The organism is Photobacterium leiognathi, from assembly GCF_030685535.1.
Taxonomy (GTDB): domain Bacteria; phylum Pseudomonadota; class Gammaproteobacteria; order Enterobacterales; family Vibrionaceae; genus Photobacterium; species Photobacterium leiognathi.
Genome location: NZ_CP131601.1, coordinates 1,410,424 through 1,430,255 on the forward strand (window position 1 = coordinate 1,410,424; position 19,832 = coordinate 1,430,255).

9 protein-coding genes, 6 tRNA genes and 1 pseudogene are annotated in these 19,832 nt (G+C 42.4%); 7 read left to right on the forward strand and 9 right to left on the reverse strand.

All coding sequences use genetic code 11. From position 1 onward, the window contains the following. Positions 1–74: 74 nt before the first annotated feature. The 6 genes and pseudogenes from Q7674_RS13600 to Q7674_RS13625 all read left to right on the forward strand — a co-directional run bounded on the left by Q7674_RS13600 (position 75) and on the right by Q7674_RS13625 (position 14,892). Complete coding sequence (locus Q7674_RS13600; RefSeq protein ID WP_305424006.1) at positions 75–977, forward strand: hypothetical protein; 903 nt, start codon at positions 75–77, stop codon at positions 975–977. Between the two features lie 298 nt (positions 978–1,275). Next, a pseudogene (locus tag Q7674_RS21915) lies at positions 1,276–3,450 on the forward strand (DUF8426 domain-containing protein). 2 nt (positions 3,451–3,452) lie between these two features. Next, positions 3,453–4,757, forward strand: a complete 1,305-nt coding sequence (locus Q7674_RS13610; protein ID WP_045063457.1) for an McrC family protein — start codon at positions 3,453–3,455, stop codon at positions 4,755–4,757. A gap of 155 nt (positions 4,758–4,912) precedes the next feature. Next, positions 4,913–5,248, forward strand: coding sequence for a hypothetical protein (locus tag Q7674_RS13615; RefSeq protein WP_045063459.1), 336 nt, complete (start codon positions 4,913–4,915; stop codon positions 5,246–5,248). 52 nt (positions 5,249–5,300) lie between these two features. Continuing rightward, positions 5,301–8,678 carry an STY4851/ECs_5259 family protein gene (locus tag Q7674_RS13620; RefSeq protein WP_305424008.1) on the forward strand — a complete coding sequence of 1,126 codons (3,378 nt, stop codon included), beginning with the start codon at positions 5,301–5,303 and terminating at the stop codon, positions 8,676–8,678. Between the two features lie 16 nt (positions 8,679–8,694). Further along, positions 8,695–14,892, forward strand: a complete 6,198-nt coding sequence (locus Q7674_RS13625; protein WP_305424010.1) for a DEAD/DEAH box helicase — start codon at positions 8,695–8,697, stop codon at positions 14,890–14,892. Positions 14,893–15,100: 208 nt separating this feature from the next. Here the strand turns inward: Q7674_RS13625 and Q7674_RS21885 are convergent, their stop codons facing one another. Further along, positions 15,101–15,340, reverse strand: coding sequence for a helix-turn-helix domain-containing protein (locus Q7674_RS21885; protein WP_080892195.1), 240 nt, complete (start codon positions 15,338–15,340; stop codon positions 15,101–15,103). Positions 15,341–15,659: 319 nt separating this feature from the next. Between Q7674_RS21885 and Q7674_RS13640 the strand changes: the two genes are divergently transcribed. Next, the gene (locus tag Q7674_RS13640) at positions 15,660–16,874 is read left to right on the forward strand and encodes an Arm DNA-binding domain-containing protein (RefSeq protein ID WP_045063465.1); all 1,215 of its coding nucleotides are present in this window, start codon (positions 15,660–15,662) and stop codon (positions 16,872–16,874) included. Positions 16,875–17,458: 584 nt separating this feature from the next. On the opposite strand, the gene Q7674_RS13645 is transcribed toward Q7674_RS13640, so the two are convergent. From Q7674_RS13645 to Q7674_RS13680, 8 genes are all read right to left on the reverse strand, one after another. After that, a tRNA-Val gene (locus Q7674_RS13645) sits at positions 17,459–17,535 on the reverse strand. A gap of 34 nt (positions 17,536–17,569) precedes the next feature. Further along, positions 17,570–17,646 (reverse strand) — tRNA-Val (locus Q7674_RS13650). Positions 17,647–17,688: 42 nt separating this feature from the next. Continuing rightward, positions 17,689–17,765: transfer RNA gene (locus Q7674_RS13655), tRNA-Val, on the reverse strand. A gap of 49 nt (positions 17,766–17,814) precedes the next feature. Further along, a tRNA-Val gene (locus Q7674_RS13660) sits at positions 17,815–17,891 on the reverse strand. A gap of 38 nt (positions 17,892–17,929) precedes the next feature. Beyond that, a tRNA-Val gene (locus Q7674_RS13665) sits at positions 17,930–18,006 on the reverse strand. A 38-nt stretch (positions 18,007–18,044) separates the two neighbouring features. Continuing rightward, positions 18,045–18,121, reverse strand: a tRNA-Val gene (locus tag Q7674_RS13670). A gap of 225 nt (positions 18,122–18,346) precedes the next feature. After that, positions 18,347–18,607 carry a DUF5062 family protein gene (locus Q7674_RS13675; protein ID WP_008986862.1) on the reverse strand — a complete coding sequence of 87 codons (261 nt, stop codon included), beginning with the start codon at positions 18,605–18,607 and terminating at the stop codon, positions 18,347–18,349. Positions 18,608–18,735: 128 nt separating this feature from the next. Next, positions 18,736–19,818, reverse strand: a complete 1,083-nt coding sequence (locus Q7674_RS13680; protein WP_045063467.1) for a DUF3080 domain-containing protein — start codon at positions 19,816–19,818, stop codon at positions 18,736–18,738. Positions 19,819–19,832: the final 14 nt, after the last annotated feature.

The window sequence follows — 19,832 nt, forward strand, 5'->3', positions numbered from 1 at the left end:
CCTAGTTAATAATGCTTGGTGAGTCTGCGTGGCCTTGTTTCAATAAATGTCATTGTTATTTTTGAGTCTATAAATTGGGTATATTTCGTACATGTGGCAGCATTCTTAGCAATGTTGTCACGCTTGGTGGTGCAAGCGAGTTAGAACACCAACGTGATCTTTATGAACACGAATATAAATATTATCAGCATCTTCACGGTTTAATCAGTGATTGTAAGCTTCAGATTGAATCGGATTTATCTGATCTTGGGCAGTCAATATCCGCTGTACAGCAGACTTTAGTGAGTGTTGAAAAAATCCTTACTACCACATACAAACTGGATGCGCTGAAGTTCGACAGGCCTGAACTTCTCGTCAATCAAATGAGTAAGTTCCATTCCAGTTATTCGAGTGCGCTAAGCGTGGGTTTTGGTGGCGTGTTAGGTGGTACCGCCGCAGTAGGTGCATGGGGATTAGTGTCTATCATTGGCAGCGCTTCAACCGATACAGCAATCGCCACACTTTCGGGGGCTGCAGCAACCAACGCGACTTTAGCTTGGTTTGGTGGTGGCGCATTAGCTGCGGGTGGCGCAGGTATGTCAGGCGGAATGATGGTGCTGGGTGGAATTGTCGCTGCACCTATGATCTTTTTTGCGACCAAAAAAGCGTACGAAAAAGCAGAGCAGCTTGAACAAGCAACTCAAGAGCTTAAAGATGCTTTCCCTGAGTTAGAGCAACTTCTTGTATCAGCGAATGAGCAGCAAACCGAGGTTATAGTTTATACAGAACGAATGCGCACCCTCTGTGATAATTACGTTTTTGAAGCCCAAACGCTAATGACGTTGATTCATCCGAAAGGAAGGTGGAGCCGTTTTTACCAGTGGTTACGTCGTTTGTTCAAGCTTGATGTCTTTACTGAAAAGCAAGAAAGTGCCATTGAATCGTTATCGAATAAAACTCATGTTCTCCTGTCAAACTTTAACCGCTCTCATGGATAATTTTTAATTAAGCTAGTTGGTAAATCTTTTATCACTAACTCACTGTTGGTGTTAGGTCAAAGATATAATCGATATGAAATGATAGGCTTATTATGTGGTTGGCACGTAGTAAGCCGCCTTATTAAATAAAATGAATATTGTTAAGGAGAGTTGCATGGAACTTAAGTTTATTTTAGAACAACGTAATCGAGCGGAGTTTCAGCAATTACTCGAGCAAAACGATAGATATTATCGACATCGACTACAGATGTTAGAAATGGCGGCTTCTCTGTTTCAAACTAATAAAAAACTATCACAGATGACTGCTCCAGAACGTAGTTTGTTTCTTGGTCAAAATAGCAATAAAAATAATCCGTATGAATTTGATGTAAATCTTTTTGGAGCACCTGGTGGAAATGGTGAGGTCAGAAGTGTCATTGCTTCTAAATACCAATTTTTAGATGATTTTTTCGCTGCAATTCCTAGAACTGGGGTAGTAACAACTCCGCAATACGAAAACTTAGTTTCGCTATTTAAGCAAGGTATTGAGGCTTCAGGTTGTTCTAAGTTTCCCCTCGTATTGTTTACTCGGATATTAACTATAACTCGTCCAGACACTTTTGTTTCTTCGGCCGCCAAAGCACTTGAACCAATATGCAAAGCATTGGAAGTAAAACAGGTGAAAGACACTGAGAGTTATTGGAATCGGTTGTTGCCAGAATTGCATAAAAACGAACTTTTTAGTGAAAGTGTCGGCGTTCCAGCGAGCAATTACCTAGCATTACTTGATGGGATTGTATGGGTTGAAAGTGAAAACAAGATAAATGAAGAAACTAATAAATATGTAATGAAAGAACCCACCAATAAGTTGAAACAGCCTTGTAACTCACTCAACTCCATTCTTTATGGTCCTCCTGGTACGGGTAAAACATATCACACGATCGAAGCCGCAGTGAAAGCTGCAGAGCCAAGCTTTAGTTGGCATAGCCGGGAAGAGCTAAAAGCTGAGTATGATCGCCTTGTTAGCGACAAGCGCATCCGGTTTGTCACTTTTCACCAGAGCTATGGCTATGAAGAGTTTGTTGAAGGTTTGCGAGCGGTTTCTAACCAAGATAATCAGATTGAGTATCCAATTCAGTCGGGAATTTTTAAACAGATTTGCCAAGATGCGACAGCAAGTGCGATTAACCAGCCAGCAACGCTGAAGCCAAGTGCGAAGATCTGGAAGCTTTCTATTGATGGCGTTAAATCGAGTCGAGTTCGTGATTATTGTTTTGAAAATAATCTAGCAGCAATTGGCTGGGGTGATACGGGTGATATGTCTTCGGAAGAGCGCAGTGCCGAAGAGCAAGATTACTTTGAAAGTTTGGGAGCTCTAGCCAAGTCATCGATTATGGAGTTTTCCAATCGCATGGCTGAAGGCGACATTGTGGTTTGTGTAAAGGGACAATGGTCAATTCAAGCGGTTGGTGTGGTGTCCGGTGATTATCAGTTCCGTGAAGAAGGCGTCGAAGACCGTTTAGATTTTTGTCATGTTATGCCGATTGATTGGTTAGCAATAGGATTGGATGTGAACTTGTACGAGCTAAATGACAATACTCGACTAACGCTAAAGACTTGTTATGAGCTAACACGATTTACTTCAATTGAGCTCTATGAGGTTCTCGAGAAATCGGGTGTTAAGCTAAAGAGCTATTCGCAAGCAGACAGCAAACGACAAAACTATGTATTAGTTATCGATGAAATTAATCGAGGCAATATCTCAAAAGTATTTGGTGAGTTGATTACCTTGATTGAGCCTTCTAAGCGTAAAGGCCAAGAAGAAGCTTTAGAGCTAACACTGCCATATTCTGGTAAGCCATTTTCGGTGCCAGATAATTTATACATTATCGGTACGATGAACACTGCTGATCGTTCACTAGCCATGATGGATACCGCGCTTCGTCGTCGCTTTGACTTCGTAGAAATGATGCCAAAACCTGAGTTACTTGAGAGTGCAGTAGTGAAAGGCATTGATTTACAGCGTTTACTAGAGGTTCTGAATCAACGTATTGAAATCCTCTATGATCGTGAACATACGCTTGGTCATGCGTTCTTAATGCCGTAGAAGGCGCTCGTTGATAAAGATAAGGAAGAGTTGGCATTTACTGAGCTTCAGTCGGTATTCCAGAATAAGATCATTCCTTTATTGGAAGAGTACTTCTTTGAGGATTGGAACAAAATTCGTTTAGTACTTGCTGATAATCAAAAACCACTAGAAAAACAGTTTATAAAAGAACATGTTCAGGAAAACCAAGAGCTTAATGCTTTGTTTGGTGTTAAACACAATCTCGATCTGTATGGACAATCTGTTGTGAAATATACGTTGGTAGATAAGGCGGACGAGGTTTGGTGTGATGCTGAATCCTATATAGGCATCTACTCAAAAGGCTCTAAAACTTCGGACGAAAACCAAGAGTTTGAATCGAGCCGTCAAATGGTGACAGAGCAGTAACCATGCATACAACCGTATTTGAATATGGCTATTTGAGCTTCGATAAATCGGCTCGTGATGAATTAGGCGCAGAGCTTATTTCAAAAAGTGCTTTCGAGTATTTAAAAGAAGTGTGTTTGAGCGCTAACGAATCAGAAACCAGTAAGTGTTTAGGCTTAACGAAGCGCTATGGATATGAGCTCATTCAAGTGAAAAACTACGTAGGTGTATTATTTACACCTACAGGTGAGCATATTGAAGTGTTGCCGAAAACAGGTCGCAAGGCTGCCGACCGTGAAACAGCAATAATCGAGTCTAGCCAGATGCTGTTGATGATGCTGCAACATTTAGGTGCTTTTCGTTATCTTGTAACGAATCAAGCTCTTATTGCCACTAAACGTATGCCTTTGCTTGAGATTTTCATTGAACAGTTTTTGCAATCGGTTAACCGATTAGTAAAACGAGGCATTAAAAGTGACTATGTAACGCAAGTTGATAACTTGTGCTTTCACAGAGGAAAGTTGCAGGTGAACAATCAAGTCAGGCATAACATAGTCAATAAACATAAGTTTTATGTTGAGTATGATGAATATCTCATCAATCGACCAGCTAACCGTTTGATTGCTACTGCATTAAATAAACTAGTAGCATATACTCGCTCACCATCGAATCAACGATTATTAAGAGAGCTCCAGTTCGCATTTTCTGAGGTCCCTTTATCGAAATCAGTCAAACACGATTTAATGGCACTCAAGCTGGATCGAAGTATGTTGGACTATCAAGAGCCAATTTCTTGGGCGAAGTTGATCTTAGACGGTTTTTCTCCTTTGAGCATGAAAGGTGAAAGTCGGTCACGATCTCTGTTGTTTCCAATGGAAGCAGTATTTGAGAGTTATGTCGCATCGGTGCTTAGAGCAGAACTTTCTGATAACGAAGAGCTTACGACTCAAGCTCGTTCTGAGCATTTAGTTAGACACAATGAACAAGAACAATTTCAACTTCAACCTGATTTACTCATTTCCAAGCCTGACGATTCGATGATTGTTCTAGATACAAAGTGGAAGATCTTAGACCTAGAAGCACATCATTATGGTCTTTCCCAATCCGACTTATATCAAATGTTCGCCTATGGGCATAAGTATTTAAATGGTGTTGGTGATCTTTACTTGATTTACCCAGCACATGAGAGTTTCACCAAGCCTATTGAGTACAGTTTTGATTTTACGGATGAATTAAGGCTCTGGGTGGTGCCGTTTGTGATTGATCTAGATGGAAAAAGTCGAGTTATATGGCCCGCACATGACTATGTCAAAAGTGTGACTGTTTGAAAGCTGTTAATCAGTTAGAACACAAGCTTATGAAAATATGTAGGGATATTACCTGTTATATAGTGTCATTAGGTGACTTTAGTACTGTTTAGTACGTATTTGTTGAAGTGATTTCAATCAGATATCTAAGTGCAATATGCGCAATAAGGAAAAACATGATAAGGGATATATTATTAGAGCGTTTAAACACCCAGTTTGGCGAACCAGAACGAACCACAAAGAAAGTAATGGCGTGGTCAATTACTCAAAATTTTGGCTTTGTGGTAGAAGTAGATGTACCGCAAAATGGGGCATTTGCTAATGTATGGCTGCCATACCCTAATGGCAATTCTACAGCTCTCAATATACCACATCTAGTGTACCCAGCTGACAAAGGACGTCACAGTAACACATATCAAACAGCGGGACTTCATCGAGGAGAAATGGCTCTTAAATTGAAGATTAGCAATGCAGAGGATGTTGAGTTGTTACTGCAATATTTGACTCTCTAATGTTCGATTTCAATTCTCGACCTTTCCATATCATTTGCTTTTTGGGGTAACAATGAAAACATTTCGCCATTGCATTGCAGATATTTTGTCATCACGCGATTTAGAACGTGTGAGTGGTGCGCCTTTATATAGTTATAAATTGACGGATAGCGAATATTCATTATTGCAAACGTCACTCACAGATAGTTTACGTAAAAATCATATCGAGAGTTATATCCCTAAGGGTAGGAGTTCTGAGTGGGCTGGGGCATTTGTTATGTATGCCGCAGAATGGTGGCGAAAGGAATTCAATGGTGGACACTGGAGTTGGGAACCGATTTTTAAATCGTTACTCGTTAAGGATTCAGACCTTGCCGCAAGTCAACGAAATAGATTGATTGAAGCTGGTTTTCGCTTTTGGCGCCGTCCTGTACTGTGTAATGGTCAGGGGAGGATGTTCCTTGGTACCGTTGCTGTAGAGGGGGGCTTGCCGCTGCAATTGATCACTGATCCAAACAACAAGCTTTCCCATTATTTCGAGCAAGTGATTAAAGACTTTGGCAAGTATGCACTCTCCAAACCAAATGCAGTTGCTATTGCTCATGCTCATGATCACTGTATCGTACCGTCATTTCGTACCGATGCGGTGTATTCTGTTGTCGGAAAAATTGCAGAAACGATTTTTCAGTTAACGGACCAATATGGTTTGGATGAGCAGCGTGACCCTTTACGTTTTCTGGATGCAGTGGCTCCGGACTGGCTAGCTGCATTACCACTAAATGTTGATCATGATGTGGCGAAAGGTTTGTTAAATCGTGCATTGGGTCAGGCGATTGCTGTCCAACGCCGCTTGCCTCATTCATTACGTCTTATCCGGAGATTAACACAAACTTATAATCCTCACGCTTTTGTTGATGATGATTTCAAGAAAGAGGATCAGTTGTGGACGTACCAATTGTCTATTTCGCTGCGACCGCGGTTGAGTGCTCAGTATATTCAACAGCTCTTTGGTATGCAGGTTTTACCTGAAAGGTTTAGCTTGTTTGCAATGGGGAAAAAACCGTTGTTGTTAGCAAAAGCGTTCAAGCCCAAAAACAACACAGAACGCTATTTGTTGGATGTTATGACTTGTGATTTACCCGATGATTGGTTTGATTGTGAAATCCAACTAATGGCAAGAGGCGATGAAGGACAGTCATGGTATGCCCCATTGTTGGGAGGCAGTGCTTTAGATGCGGATGAGCCGTGGGTTTTTACCGATAATAATGGTGAGTGGACATTTGTTGGGGCAGGAGATGTGAACTGCGAATCTAGCAGTGCTGTGATTACGTTGTCTTCTGAGCTTGCAGATGCCTCTCTGTCTTCCGTTTCTTGTGTAATGGGAACAGTATCCACACAGTACGCACAATCTTTGTATCTATTCAATGAGACGGGGCAATACAGCTTTGGTAACTATGTAGTGCAACTCGGTGAGACTAGTGAGCCGAATAAGGAATATGTATGGCAAGGCGAGGAAGTGCCTTATCAGACTTTGCCTACTAAGTGTTTTATCGGCAAACCAAACTTGTTTTCTCTTTCTTCACAAGGAATACAACAACGGATACCAGTAGACCGTTTGCGCTGGTATGACGGTACAAAACAGCAATGGAGTTCGTTGGAAACTTTGCCATTTGGGCAAAGTGAAGTGGCCTATATTGAGGATGGGCGAGTTAAAAAGCGTTTTCGATTGGCCAGTTTGCCTAATGATATCGAGATTGAATTTTTTCCAGGTAGCCAGATCAATCGTGGTCAAATTGTTATTTCATCATCACGTCCGCCGATGGTTGCTTTGGCACAATCTGCGGTCGGCCTGCTTGATTACCAAGTCTCGCAAGCATGTGATGCAGTGACGATTGATCTGTTTTGTGCTCAGGAGCAACCGCCAGCTGTACTGGACATTAATCTTTGGTGGCAGGAAAAGCCGAAAGCCATCTCGCTGACATTGCCATTTCCAAGCAAAGGCATTTGTTTGTTGGATGCCAACCAACAATTAGTACCGTGCCATAGCGAATTGCTGGTGGATAAAATCAATGGCTATGAGTTGTATGGCTATGGTGTTGAGGGTGAAATAGAGCTGCAATTTTTGCTAAAAGCTCAAGATGTTCGCGGTGCATTCAGTCGAAGTGCATATTTCAGTGCGGTATTGCCTTCTGTTGACGTATTAGCTTCTGGCTTATCTTTGTCCAGTTTCCGTACGGAAATTCAGGCATTGTTTGCCCTTTCATCGAGTTTGGACGCGAAAGTCCAACTGACGGTGTCTCATCATGGGCAGGCATTGTACACGTGTGCTCTAGCAGCATATGAGTGTGCGCTAATTCCTGAACGAGAAATCAACTGTGTGGCGCTAGCTCAGGCGATAGATACCAAAGGTACACCAGAACTCTACACTATCCCCTTAGATAGACCGGATCAACAACCGTTAGCACTAATGTCTGCTTCACTGACAGATGACGTGCCGATGCAGTGGTTATTTCCGCAAGAGGAAATAGACGCAGGTGCGTGGCTGGTTTATAGCGATAATCCGCAGTTTGGACTGCGCCCGCTAATGTGGAGTAAAGACTTAGAGTGTTTACCAGCGCCAAGGAACGGTTTTGAAATGGCAGCAGGCATCGGTCGCCGTGCCGACAGATTAGAAGCATTTGCCTCGGTGGCATTAGATATGGCATACGATTTTACCCGTCCTGAATGGAAATATGTGCGTACATTACTGGCGTTTAACCATGTTCCATTAACCACGTTTGACCTGTGGCGTGGTGTACTACGGCAACCTGAATTCATGTTGGCACTGCTGCTGAATGCTAACAAGAAAGAAATTGATCAGGTTTGGAAAATGGATAAGCAGTTCCCGCTACTCTGGTATGCATTGAAAGTGACTTCTGCCGTAAAAGTGGTAGAGGCGTTCTATCAATATTTACTGGAGCGGTTGGGCGAAGATATGTCAGATGCCGCTCAATTGCGCATTCAGAAGAAGTTGGCTGAGCTGGTGTCTTATTTCCCAGGACTGGAGCCACTTGCCAAGCTATTGCAATTTAAGCTTGGCATGGTTGAGCAAAAACCGTCAGTGGAACCCGCGGCATATGTGCAGCACTTGTTCGATTGTCGAAATGCGCTTTCTCAGCGCCAGTCTGACGTATCGTGGCTAACGATTTTCGCCGATCATATTTTTCAGTCTGTGATGAAAAATATTAACTCGCAATTGGTTCAACTTTGTTTAACGACCAAGCATGGATTCAAAAATAATGTGATGAATGCGCCAGTGTTACTCGCGCTGGCAACGAGTAATCAAGCTGAGTTGACGATGACGCCAGAAGTGGTGCATGCAATGCATGAGTATCGTCGATTTGACCCTGAGTATTTTGACGACAGTTTTGCATTAACCCAGAAAATGATCATTGGCTTGCTGACCATTTAATGTTTAGGAAAGATAAGTGGAATATTTTGAATCTATTATTGAACAGCTGACCAAACGTGCTGCTCGAGCAACATTAGGACAGTTTGGTTTACGCTCAAAGCCTTTACGTGAGTTTCTATGGCAAGCCTTTTCTAAAGCACCTGGACAGGAAGGTGCATTTTTGGGTGATCCGGTGTTTGAGGCGACATTTGGTTGGAAGCCTCATACGGAAACCATGCAGGCATTGTCGGGGAAATTGTTGTCTTCCCGTGTTGTGCATGCGATGGCGAATCCGCCCAAAGCGTTGAAAGAAGATTACCAGTTTGAGTCTTCATGGTTTCCCTATGCCCATCAGCATGAAGCGTGGCAGCATTTGTTGCAGGACGAACCTCGCTCCGTCATCGTGAGTAGTGGCATCGGTTCGGGTAAAACCGAATGTTTCCTTGTGCCTATTTTGAGTGATATTGCCGCACGTAATAGCAAGGCGGAAGGCGTTGAAGCCCTCTTTTTGTATCCGCTGAATGCCTTGATCAATAGCCAGCGAGATCGTTTAGCGGCTTGGACCCATGAGTTGGGTTCAGATGTGAAATTCTGTTTGTATAACGGTGAAACGAAAGAGCAGATACCGGTCGCAAAGCAAAAAGCAGAGCCGAATCAGCAGCTTTCTCGTAAGGCTTTGCGTGATGATCCTGCACAAATTTTGGTGACCAATGCCACCATGTTGGAATACATGCTTGTTCGTCAAAAGGATGACCCAATCTTACGTAAATCGCAGGGTAAGTTACGTTGGATCGTCTTGGATGAAGCGCACACCTACATTGGTTCACAAGCTGCAGAGCTTGCTTTATTGCTGCGCCGCGTGATGCATGGTTTTGGTGTTACGCCGGATCAAGTAAGGTTTGTGGCGACATCGGCCACAATTGGTGGGGAAGATTCTGATAATGATCTGAAAGCATTTTTAGCTGATGTAGCAGGTGTCGATATTACGCAAGTACACTTAGTGAAAGGGCATCGTGAAATCACTGGGCTGGCTGAATTAACGACGCCGCAAGCAATGAATTTGCAGCAAGTTAAATCGATTGAAGATGAAGTAATGCGCTATCAGGCGCTCGAGTCGATTGTGCCACTGCGTGTATTGCGTCAGCATTTGAGCTCTGATGATAACCGAATGTCACTGTCGCAAATTGGCAAGTTATTGTCGGCAACCGATGAGCCACTGGAAGAAAAAACCGTTTTGCAGTGGCTTGATGTGTGTGCATCAACCAAAGGCAGTGACGGGCAGGCATTTATTCCATTTCGTTTACATTTGTTTCATCGGGTTGCCAGTGGTTTATGGACATGCGCTAATTCAAGCTGTAAAGCGAAGGTGGGCACTGCATTGGATGCGTTGGATTGGCGCTTCGGGATGGTATATATGTCACGCCGTGAACGTTGTGGTTGTGGCTCACCCGTATTTGAAATGACCAGTTGTAATGGGTGTGGTACGAGTCTACTACTTGCAGATGAAAGTATCGACAAAGAAACTGGAGAAAGTGTGCTTAGCCTGACTAAGCCTGATTCGAGTATTGATGACTTTTCACTCGATATTGAGGTGGATGACTCGGATGCCTTATTAGAGCTCGATGAAGAGGAATCGGAAACCCATGCCCGTCTGTGCATGATGGCTGAACATGATCGTGAGGAAACGGGTCAGTATTGGTTGAATAATGAAGGCGTGTTAAAGCCGTCTACCCACAAAGGTGCATTCCAAGTTCACCGCGTGGAAGGGTACAGTAAGTCAGACGGTACAGGGGTGGCGTTGCGTTGTCCTTGTTGCCAGCATACAAAAATTCAGAACTATGATTTCTATCGCCATTTCCGTAATGGTGCGCCGTTTATGCTGTCAACGGTGATCCCAACGCTGTTGGAGTTTTGTCATGATGGCAAAAAAGAACAGCTTAAAGGGCCTTGGCATGGTCGTCGAATGATCACGTTTACGGATAGCCGTCAGGGAACTGCCCGCTTTGCCGCAAAATCACAGCAAGATGCCGAGCGCCAATTTTTGCGTGCTGCATTGTTTCATTTAGTCGCAGATAGAACGTTGAAAAGTGGCGCTTTGACACCGGAGCAAGAAGCGGATTTGAAAAAATATAAATCACGCTTGGCAATGTTCATCGAAGACGGTGACGATGACATGGTTGAAATCATGGAAGAAAAAATTGCAGCACTGTGTGGGGGCGGTGATGTTTCGATTCCATGGTCAGATGTTGAACATGAGCTCGCTAAAGAGAAAGAGCTGCAATATTGGATCAAGGATTCCTATCAGCGATTTGATGACAAAATGACCATGGTGAAGGATCCTGTCCTGCTTACCAGACTCTTGTTATTGCGGGAGTTTAATAGTCGCCCTAAACGTCAGAATACGCTAGAAACCTTGGGGTTGATCCGCATGGAGTACCCATCCATCAAAGATAAGGGCAATACTGCTCCTACTGAATGGGTCGCATTATTTGATGATCGGGACAGAGCGCAATCAGAGTGGGTTAATTTCTTAACGTTGTGTTTAAACTTCCACGTGCGTGCCAATAAGGCCATTTCGTTAACCGAAGAGCAGCAGCGCTGGATTGGTGCGAAGTTCAGCCCGGGATTGATTTCTGCGCCGGATGACGACAGTCCGTTTCGTAATGTTCAAAGTTGGCCTCAGGTCAGAAAAGGCTCGGTACAGCCTCGGTTGGTTAGACTACTTGCAACGGCATTTAATCTGGACATTACCGATACTCAAGATAAAACGCAGCTCAATATTATCCTGCAAGACGCTTGGAATGTGCTGCAACGCTATGTGCTGGCAGGGAGTGGAGATGGCTACCGCCTGGAGCTAGAGCATCAGGTAAGTTTTAGTTTGTTGGCTGAAAAATGGCAGTGCCCGCATACGCAAAAAATTATCGATACGCCACTAGCTAAAATTACGCCGTACCTGAACGTAAAAGGTGAGCGGGATGAACAAGTCTGCCGCTTATTAGAAGCGCCAGTTTATCCGTATCCTTATGGTCGTCAGATTGAGGACGGATCACCCGTTGCGCTTACCGTTGTGAGGGACTGGCAAGAACAGTCTGACATCGCTAACTTGCGTAAAGAAAATGCGTGGTCAGACATTTCGGACCGTATTATCGAACGTACGCCATATTTCCGTGTGGCTGAGCATTCTGCACAATTACCTGCTCCTTTACTGCGTGATTATGAAGATAAGTTCAAAAAAGGTGCCATTAATGTGCTGAGTTGTTCGACAACCATGGAAATGGGGGTGGATATTGGTGGTATCTCTGTGGTGGCAATGAATAATGCGCCGCCTAACCCTGCAAACTATTTGCAGCGTGCGGGTCGTGCAGGTCGTCGCGGAGAAACGAAATCTGTCGCATTAACTTTGTGTAAAAATACACCGCATGGCGAGCATATTTTCAGCCACACGCGGTGGGCATTTGACACGCCTATTCATGTACCGAATGTATCGCTATCCAGCGAATACATTGTAAGGCGTCATATTAATGCATTGCTATTGTCGGTATTCCTACGTCAGAAAAATATCAGCGACAACTCTCTGCGTTTGAGCTGTGGCAACTTCTTCCTGTCTTTGCACGAGCAGTGTGCATCACAGGCCGAATTGTTTATTAACTGGTGCGTGAAAGATGCGCTTGACCATATGAGTGACGGATTAGAAACTTTGCTTCGCCGAACAAGCTTAGAAGCAACGACGAAGATGAGTCTAGTGCAGGAATCAGCACAGCAGATGAAGACTATTTTGTGCAGTTGGCAGAAAGAACATCAGTTGCTGTGTGAGCAGAGTGAAGCGGTAAAAGCTGATACTAACCGCCTTTCTATTGCACAGGCGGCGGTGGAAACGCAAATTCAGCGTTTAGAAGGGGAATACCTACTGTCAGAATTGGCACGAAAAGGGTTCTTACCGGGCTACGGTTTCCCGACCGATGTGGTGTCGCTAAATAATGATAATGCTGAGTCCATCAATCGCAGAAAAGCATTGATTCAAGCTGCAAAAGAAGCCAAATCTGCGAAAAATGATACGTTAGAGCACCGTATTGATAACCTGTACAGTTCGCGTGATTACCCATCCCGAGATTTATCTGTCGCGATTCGTGATTACGCTCCGGGCAGTGAAGTCGTGCTGGATGGTCGTGTGTATCAATCGGCAGGCGTGATCTTAAATTGGCATAGTCCTGCCTCTGCGGATCAGGTGAGTGAAATTCAATCTTTGAAGTGGGCGTGGCGTTGTCAGCAGTGTGGTGCAAGTGGAACAGAGCGACAAATGCCGAAGGAGTGCAGTTGCTGTGAGGCTCAGTTAGCGTCAGACAGTTACCACCGTTTCATTGAGCCAGGTAGTTTTGCGGTCGATATTCGTCATAAACCACATAATGATATTTCTCGCTTGGTGCATGTGCCTTTCCAAGATCCTTGGGTAACGGTAGAGCAAGAGCAGTGGGAAGAAATGAGCGTAAACCCAAGTGCTTTGTTTCGTTCTAGCCATAACGGTCATGTGTATTACCACAGTGCAGGGTTGTCCAATACGGGATATGCACTCTGCTTAGAGTGTGGCCGCATGGAGGCTATGCCAGATTCGCAGGATGTGACGCCTTATCAAGTTTTGGAAAATCACACCCGTTTGCGTGGTGGTAAAGGGGAAATCGAGCGTGACAGTGAGCATTTCTGTGGCGGTAATGAACGTGATTTTGCTATTAAAGGCCCGATTAAGTTAGGTCATAGTACGCGTACGGATGTGTTTGAGTTATTGCTTTTCCATGCAGATGGCTCGGTTCTGAACAATCGTACGATTGCCCGTTCTATTTCTGTACTGTTACGAAATGAGTTGGCTGCGAAATTAGGAATCAATAGCGATGAGATTGGCTGCACCACAAAGCCAGTGAATTATCAGGGTCATGAAGCGCAGGCAATTGTGCTTTATGATTGTGCGGCGGGTGGTGCGGGCTTTGCGATAAAAACGCCTGAGTTTTTGATCGCGTTATTGCAAGCTGCGAAGAAGAAAGCCGTGGATTGTCACTGTGATAAAGCGTGCCATCGTTGCTTAGTGGACTACTCAACGCAGCATGCTCTGGAATTGCTAAATCGTTGGAAAGTGATCGAGTTTCTCGATAATGATTTTTTTGCACGCTTATCGCTGCCAGATGAATTTAAGTTATTTGAGCGTGATAACCGAAGAGAATTACGTCCCTTGATGACAGCCATCGAGCAATCATTGGCGCATACGATAGATCCTGAGTTATGTCTGTATATTCAGCGAGATACTCTAGGTGATTTAAGTAAATGGCTGCTTGTTGATGCAATGTATAGTTGGGCAAGAGAGCAGACGGTGAAGGTGGTTTTACTTAGCTCTGAGTCATCGGCTTTAACGACGCCTGAACAGATAAGTTTGTCATGGCTTGCTAATCACCCGAATATCGAACTACTTCAGCGAGACGACGCAATAAAATGTGATATGACGTTATGTGCTGAAATTCTAAGTGGCAAGAGCGCTCAATCGTGGGGTTACCATAATGAATGTGACAATCAGTTAGTGACAGGTTTCGGAAATAGACCGACATTGTCAGCGATTAAGCTGGATGCACTGACGCACCCAGAGAGAATCGGAACCGTGAGTATTCATCATGAGCTGAATAATTCGGTGAAAGCATTCGGGTCATTATTTTGGAGTAAAGTGCTTAAGGCATCTGATTTGTTGTTAAAAAAGATGCAGACACATCAGATCGTAGAGGTTGAGTACTGTGACCGTTATTTGGCTGCACCTTTACCATTTAGTTTATGTTTAAGTGCTGTAGGGGCGTTGTTGGGTCACTATAAGGATTGTAAGGCTTCGATTATCACGAGTAGTTTGAAAGATGGGGGATATTTACCAGAATCAGTTCAAGATAATTGGCCGTCTGATGACACAAGATCAGCAGTCGTAAACCGCTGTATTGATAAAACACAGCTGGATATAACATTTGAGGTAAGGCCTAAGTACCGTTTACCACATGCACGTACCATGACTTTTACTTTTGATGATGGGGTAACAGTTACACTTTGGTTGGATCAAGGCTTTGGGTATTGGTGGGTAGATAAATATTTGCGAGAAAATCAATTCACGGCTGATTTAACAGTTGATGAACAGGCTGAATGTATTGTTCGGGGGCAATGGCACTTGAAAAGTGGCGATTGGCCGACTGTGGTTTTCTTTTCTATTGAGGAATAATGCAAGCGGGTAGCAATGAATGCTACCCGTTTATTTTTATATAAATGAAAAATAAATAAAGTAAAGCAGATGAGGTCTATTGTAAGCTTGAGAGGCGAACATTGAGATAGTTTCTTCTGAGACCACGTTTCAGCTTGAGTGTACAGATTGCCAAACCCCAACTAATTACGAATGCCATTTTGGGATCTCTTTAGACTAGCAGAATCAATTATTCAGACGCAGAAGTGTCATCCGGTTTATATTCCATTACATCTTCTACTCGACAATTAAAGAATTTACACAGTGCCTCGATTGTCGAAACACTAGTATTGTACCCTGTGTTGTTAGCAATTTTAGACATCGCTGAACTTTGAATCCCTACATGATCCGCCAAATAACTTAGTGTCACTTTACGCCCGTTGTGCAAAGGATGCTGGCTTATCAATTCTCTAATCTTATAACAAATCATAATATATTATATCTACTGGCTATATAAATCGTCTTGATAAGACGAAAAATGACCCTTATATTTGTCTTGTGAGGACGAAAAGGGGGGCTTATGAGCCACACATTACTAACTACTAATGAATTAGCTGAACGAATAAAATTTAGTGCTAACTATATAAACTCAACGTTAAGAGATTCAGTTTTTATAGAAGGTAAGCACTACATTCGACCTTTCAATGGTAGGAAAATTCTTTATCTATGGGAAGAGGTAGAATCTGATTTATATAAATCAGCAACGAGAAATGTTCATTACATACCAATGGCTGGTGGGAGAGTGTGTAATGGGTAGCATTAACTCAAGACAAGGGAAATTATATTTGGATTTTCGGTATAGGGGAATTCGTTGTCGGGAACAAACAGATTTAAGTGATAGTAAGACTAATCGCCGTAAGCTTACAAAGTTACTTTCTCAGATCACAGCTGATATTAGATTAGGCTGTTTTGTTTATTCAGAGTATTTCCCTGGTTCTAAACGAGCAAGTCTGTTTGTTGATGAAGATAGGCTATCTACGAATCGTAGAACTGGATTTTCAGAAAAATACACATTGGCAAATAATGAATTACAAAGCATATCAACTATCTACTTTGTAGACTTTGCTAAAGAATGGTACGAGGAAAATGAAGTTCGCTGGAAAGATAGTTATAAAGAGAGTATGAGAATTTATATTGATGTCTATCTTCTCCCTAAATTTGGCCCTGTCTGTGTAGATAAAATTACTCGTCCCGATATTCTCAAATATCGTGCAGAACTTGTAAAAAAGAAGGTTAAAGGTAAAGAGCTATCGGCTGATTATATAAATCATATTATGACGCCATTAAGAATGATTTTATCGGAAGCTGCTGCTCGGTTTGGATTCAAAACACCTTTTGAGAATATAAAACAATTACGCGTAAACAAAAGAGATGTTAATCCCTTTAGCTTGAGGGAGGTAAATGATTTTCTATCTGTAGTTCGTGGCGACTATAAACACTACTTTACGGTCAGATTTTTTACTGGTATGCGTTCCTCTGAAATTGATGGCTTAAAGTGGAAGTATATTGATTTTGAGAGGAAAAAAATTTTGATTCGGGAGACATTTGTTTTTGGGCAGATGGATACTCCGAAAACACAAGGATCTAATCGAGAAATAGATATGTCTTCTGTTGTAGAGAATGCATTAAAGGCACAGTTTTTTATAACAGGGAAGGGGACTTATGTCTTTTGCAATAAATTAGGTAATCCATTGGATAAGAAAAATATTCTTGCTCGTATATGGAAACCTGCATTAAAAAAATTAGGTATGGCTTATCGTCGTCCATATGAGACAAGACATACCGCTGCAACATTATGGTTAGCAGCTGGTGAGTCACCAGAATGGATAGCTAAACAGATGGGACATACAACAACAAAGATGTTATTTGAAACATATAGCCGTTACGTGCCTAACTTAACGAGGCAGGATGGTAGTGCTTTTGAGTTGTTATTGCAGCAACAATTAGATCAGGGGGAAGAATGAAATCATATTGTCCTTTAACGATTCATTGTACAAGTTTATGTCTTGATATCATTCATAATGAAAAATTTGAATGTTTATCATATGAGCAGATTAATGACTTTTATGATGAGATCTATGAAATGATAGAGTTGCGAACATCTCTAGACACTTTTAATTATTCATGTAGTTCCGTATTTGTGGAAGCCGTTACAACTGGAATAATTAAGGTATTACATCTCTGCAAAAAATATTATCAAGTGAGAGATACAGATTGGTTGCTTAACGCGATGGAATCAAGAATAAGAAATATACCTTAGAGTATTTATGTAAAAGAAGTGAAGTGTATGCAAAAGCTAATTTAACCGCATTGTATTAGGCATGCGGTTTTTTTTGGTCACCGCTTGGTCACAAAGCTAAGTAGTTAAGACAAATGATATGACTACATTTTGGTCACATCGATTATTTTGGGATTTTTAAATCGAAGATAGTGAAAAGAGTAATGAATATAAATTCACATTAATTGTTATTGATAAAGCAGTGAATTAAGGTTTATTTGATAGAGATACAACAAAGCCAAGCAAAACGCTTGGCTTTGTTGTGTAATTTGGTGGATCCGGGCGAACTCGAATCGCCGACCCCCACCATGTCAAGGTGGTACTCTAACCAACTGAGCTACGGATCCAAATAAGTTTTTCTATATGCCATCTAAAAGAAATTGGTGGAACCGGGCGAACTCGAATCGCCGACCCCCGCCATGTCAAGGCGGTACTCTAACCAACTGAGCTACGGTTCCAATTTTCTATATAGTTTACTTAAATAAGTATCCACATATAGATGGTGCGTCTAGGCAGACTCGAACTGCCGACCCCTACCATGTCAAGGTAGTACTCTAACCAGCTGAGCTACAGACGCATATTGTATTTTTTATATGATTAAATCTGGTTGGTTTAATCATTGAATTTGGTACGAACGAGTGGACTCGAACCACCGACCTCTACCATGTCAAGGTAGCGCTCTAACCAGCTGAGCTACGCTCGTATAACATGAACTGATTGAATTCATCACTTCATAAAATTTGGTGCGTCTAGGCAGACTCGAACTGCCGACCCCTACCATGTCAAGGTAGTACTCTAACCAACTGAGCTATAGACGCAAATTGTGTATTTATGATTTCTGGTTTTAATCATAAATTGGTACGAACGAGTGGACTCGAACCACCGACCTCTACCATGTCAAGGTAGCGCTCTAACCAGCTGAGCTACGCTCGTACAGATGTTCCAAGGAACGACAAGCATATTAGCGAGTCACCTGTAACGAGGCAAGTGTTAAAATCGGCTTTTTTAGTAAATTCAGTGCGTTTGCTTGCACAATAGCCAGTTTCAATAAAATGATGCTGATGAAATAGTCTAAGTTACGAGAAGACAAAAGAAACTGTGATACAAAAAGAGAAGTAAAGCAGTGGCGGATAATGTGATTTAGCCACTGCTCTTGGATTAATTCAGTAATTCATGATCGGGTGGAAGTAGGCGACTGATCCATAACACCAGCTTGTGCTTCATGTGTACGCCATCTTCTTGATCAACGGCGAGTGGGGTAATTTGCTTGCATTCGACTAATAAGCGATAAATACACTCGACACGGTCAGTGGAGCCAACACTGCGGTCAAGATCGGAAAATCCTTGTTTTTTGGCAAAGGCAAAGCCAAGTTCTAGCGCTTTTTTCAGAAGTTTCGCTTCATTCTTATTTTTCTTCATGAATGTCTCCTATCCCTAATATGAAAAATGCGTAAAGCCTAAGCTATCTGTGATTCTATCTCTGCGTGTTTAAATTTTAGTGTAAACCCGATAATTTTGAAGTGAGTTGATCGCTTGTTTGAGCATTTTTATTGTCCTACTTTAAAATTGCATTGTTTGAATAATCGTTGCCAAAATTTTACATGATCTAATGTTGCTTGATGGAATTGGCGGTAGGCTTCTCCATTGATATAGGCATCTATATAACCTTGCATATCCGGTGTGACTTGTATAGGTGCTTGATTTAATTGTTGATGTATTTGCTGCAAAACAGGCTGAATTTGTTGGTACTGTGAGTCAAGGTGGGCTAAATAGCGTTGAATATCTGCAACATAGAATTTGTAGAACACGTTACGTAAGTATTTGGCTTTTTGCTGATTCATGTTGTTACCACACAAGATCAAATCTTGATTGGCGTTGAGTTGCGCGGTGATGGTATTAAGCCAAGTGGTAGTGCGAGCGAGCGAGTAAAACAGATCACCAATATAGCGGCTGTTATAAATTTGCTGTTGATGATGAAGCAGATCTTGGTATTTCTTTTCTATTAACGCAGGGGCAATCGGTGCAGATGTTGTCGTTACGTTGTTATTGACCAGATCGGCAACATAGCTAAAAGCACTGAGGCTGGTGAGAAATGCACTGTTTTTCTCGCTGTCGACGAGTTCATGCCCTAAGGTAAGTTGTTTGCGCCATTCTTCACCTGTGAAGATCATGTTCCAGAAGATCATTGGAAGCTGTTGTTGTTTTTGCTGATAGATGGGTGTGAGTTCTGCAACTAAATCTGAATCAGGCTTAAGTTGGGTAAGGCAGTAACTTAAGCCGTTTAAAAATAACAGTTCGTATTGCAAGCTGCGGGTTTTGTCTTGCACTTTTCCGAGAATAGAATTGCGCTCAGCAATCAGTTGAAACAAGCCACATTGACGCAGTTCATAAGCATCTAATAAGCCAATACGAATATCAGGCAAAGCTTGGTTGAGATCGCGCTTTTGTGGCAGTGGCAATACATCTGTGTTGGGGATAGGCGTTGGATCGATATCTAATACATTGGTGAGGCGCTGGTGGTAGTTATCAAATGCTGCTTCACTGCTATTTTGTTTACAGCCAGCAAGCAGTAATACTAGCCCCAATGCCAGTGTGAATGTTTTTAGTGTGGAATTAAACGTGTTTGGCATAGTGCTGGCTTAAT

Excerpts from the sequence above, each read along its gene's own strand:
- Q7674_RS13610 (WP_045063457.1), top strand. The coding sequence starts at position 3,453 with ATGCATACAACCGTATTTGAATATGGCTATTTGAGCTTCGATAAATCG.
- Q7674_RS13615 (WP_045063459.1), top strand. The coding sequence starts at position 4,913 with ATGATAAGGGATATATTATTAGAGCGTTTAAACACCCAGTTTGGCGAA.
- Q7674_RS13675 (WP_008986862.1), bottom strand. The coding sequence starts at position 18,607 with ATGAAGAAAAATAAGAATGAAGCGAAACTTCTGAAAAAAGCGCTAGAA.
- Q7674_RS13640 (WP_045063465.1), top strand. The coding sequence starts at position 15,660 with ATGGGTAGCATTAACTCAAGACAAGGGAAATTATATTTGGATTTTCGG.
- Q7674_RS13680 (WP_045063467.1), bottom strand. The coding sequence starts at position 19,818 with ATGCCAAACACGTTTAATTCCACACTAAAAACATTCACACTGGCATTG.
- Q7674_RS21885 (WP_080892195.1), bottom strand. The coding sequence starts at position 15,340 with ATGATTTGTTATAAGATTAGAGAATTGATAAGCCAGCATCCTTTGCAC.
- Q7674_RS13620 (WP_305424008.1), top strand. The coding sequence starts at position 5,301 with ATGAAAACATTTCGCCATTGCATTGCAGATATTTTGTCATCACGCGAT.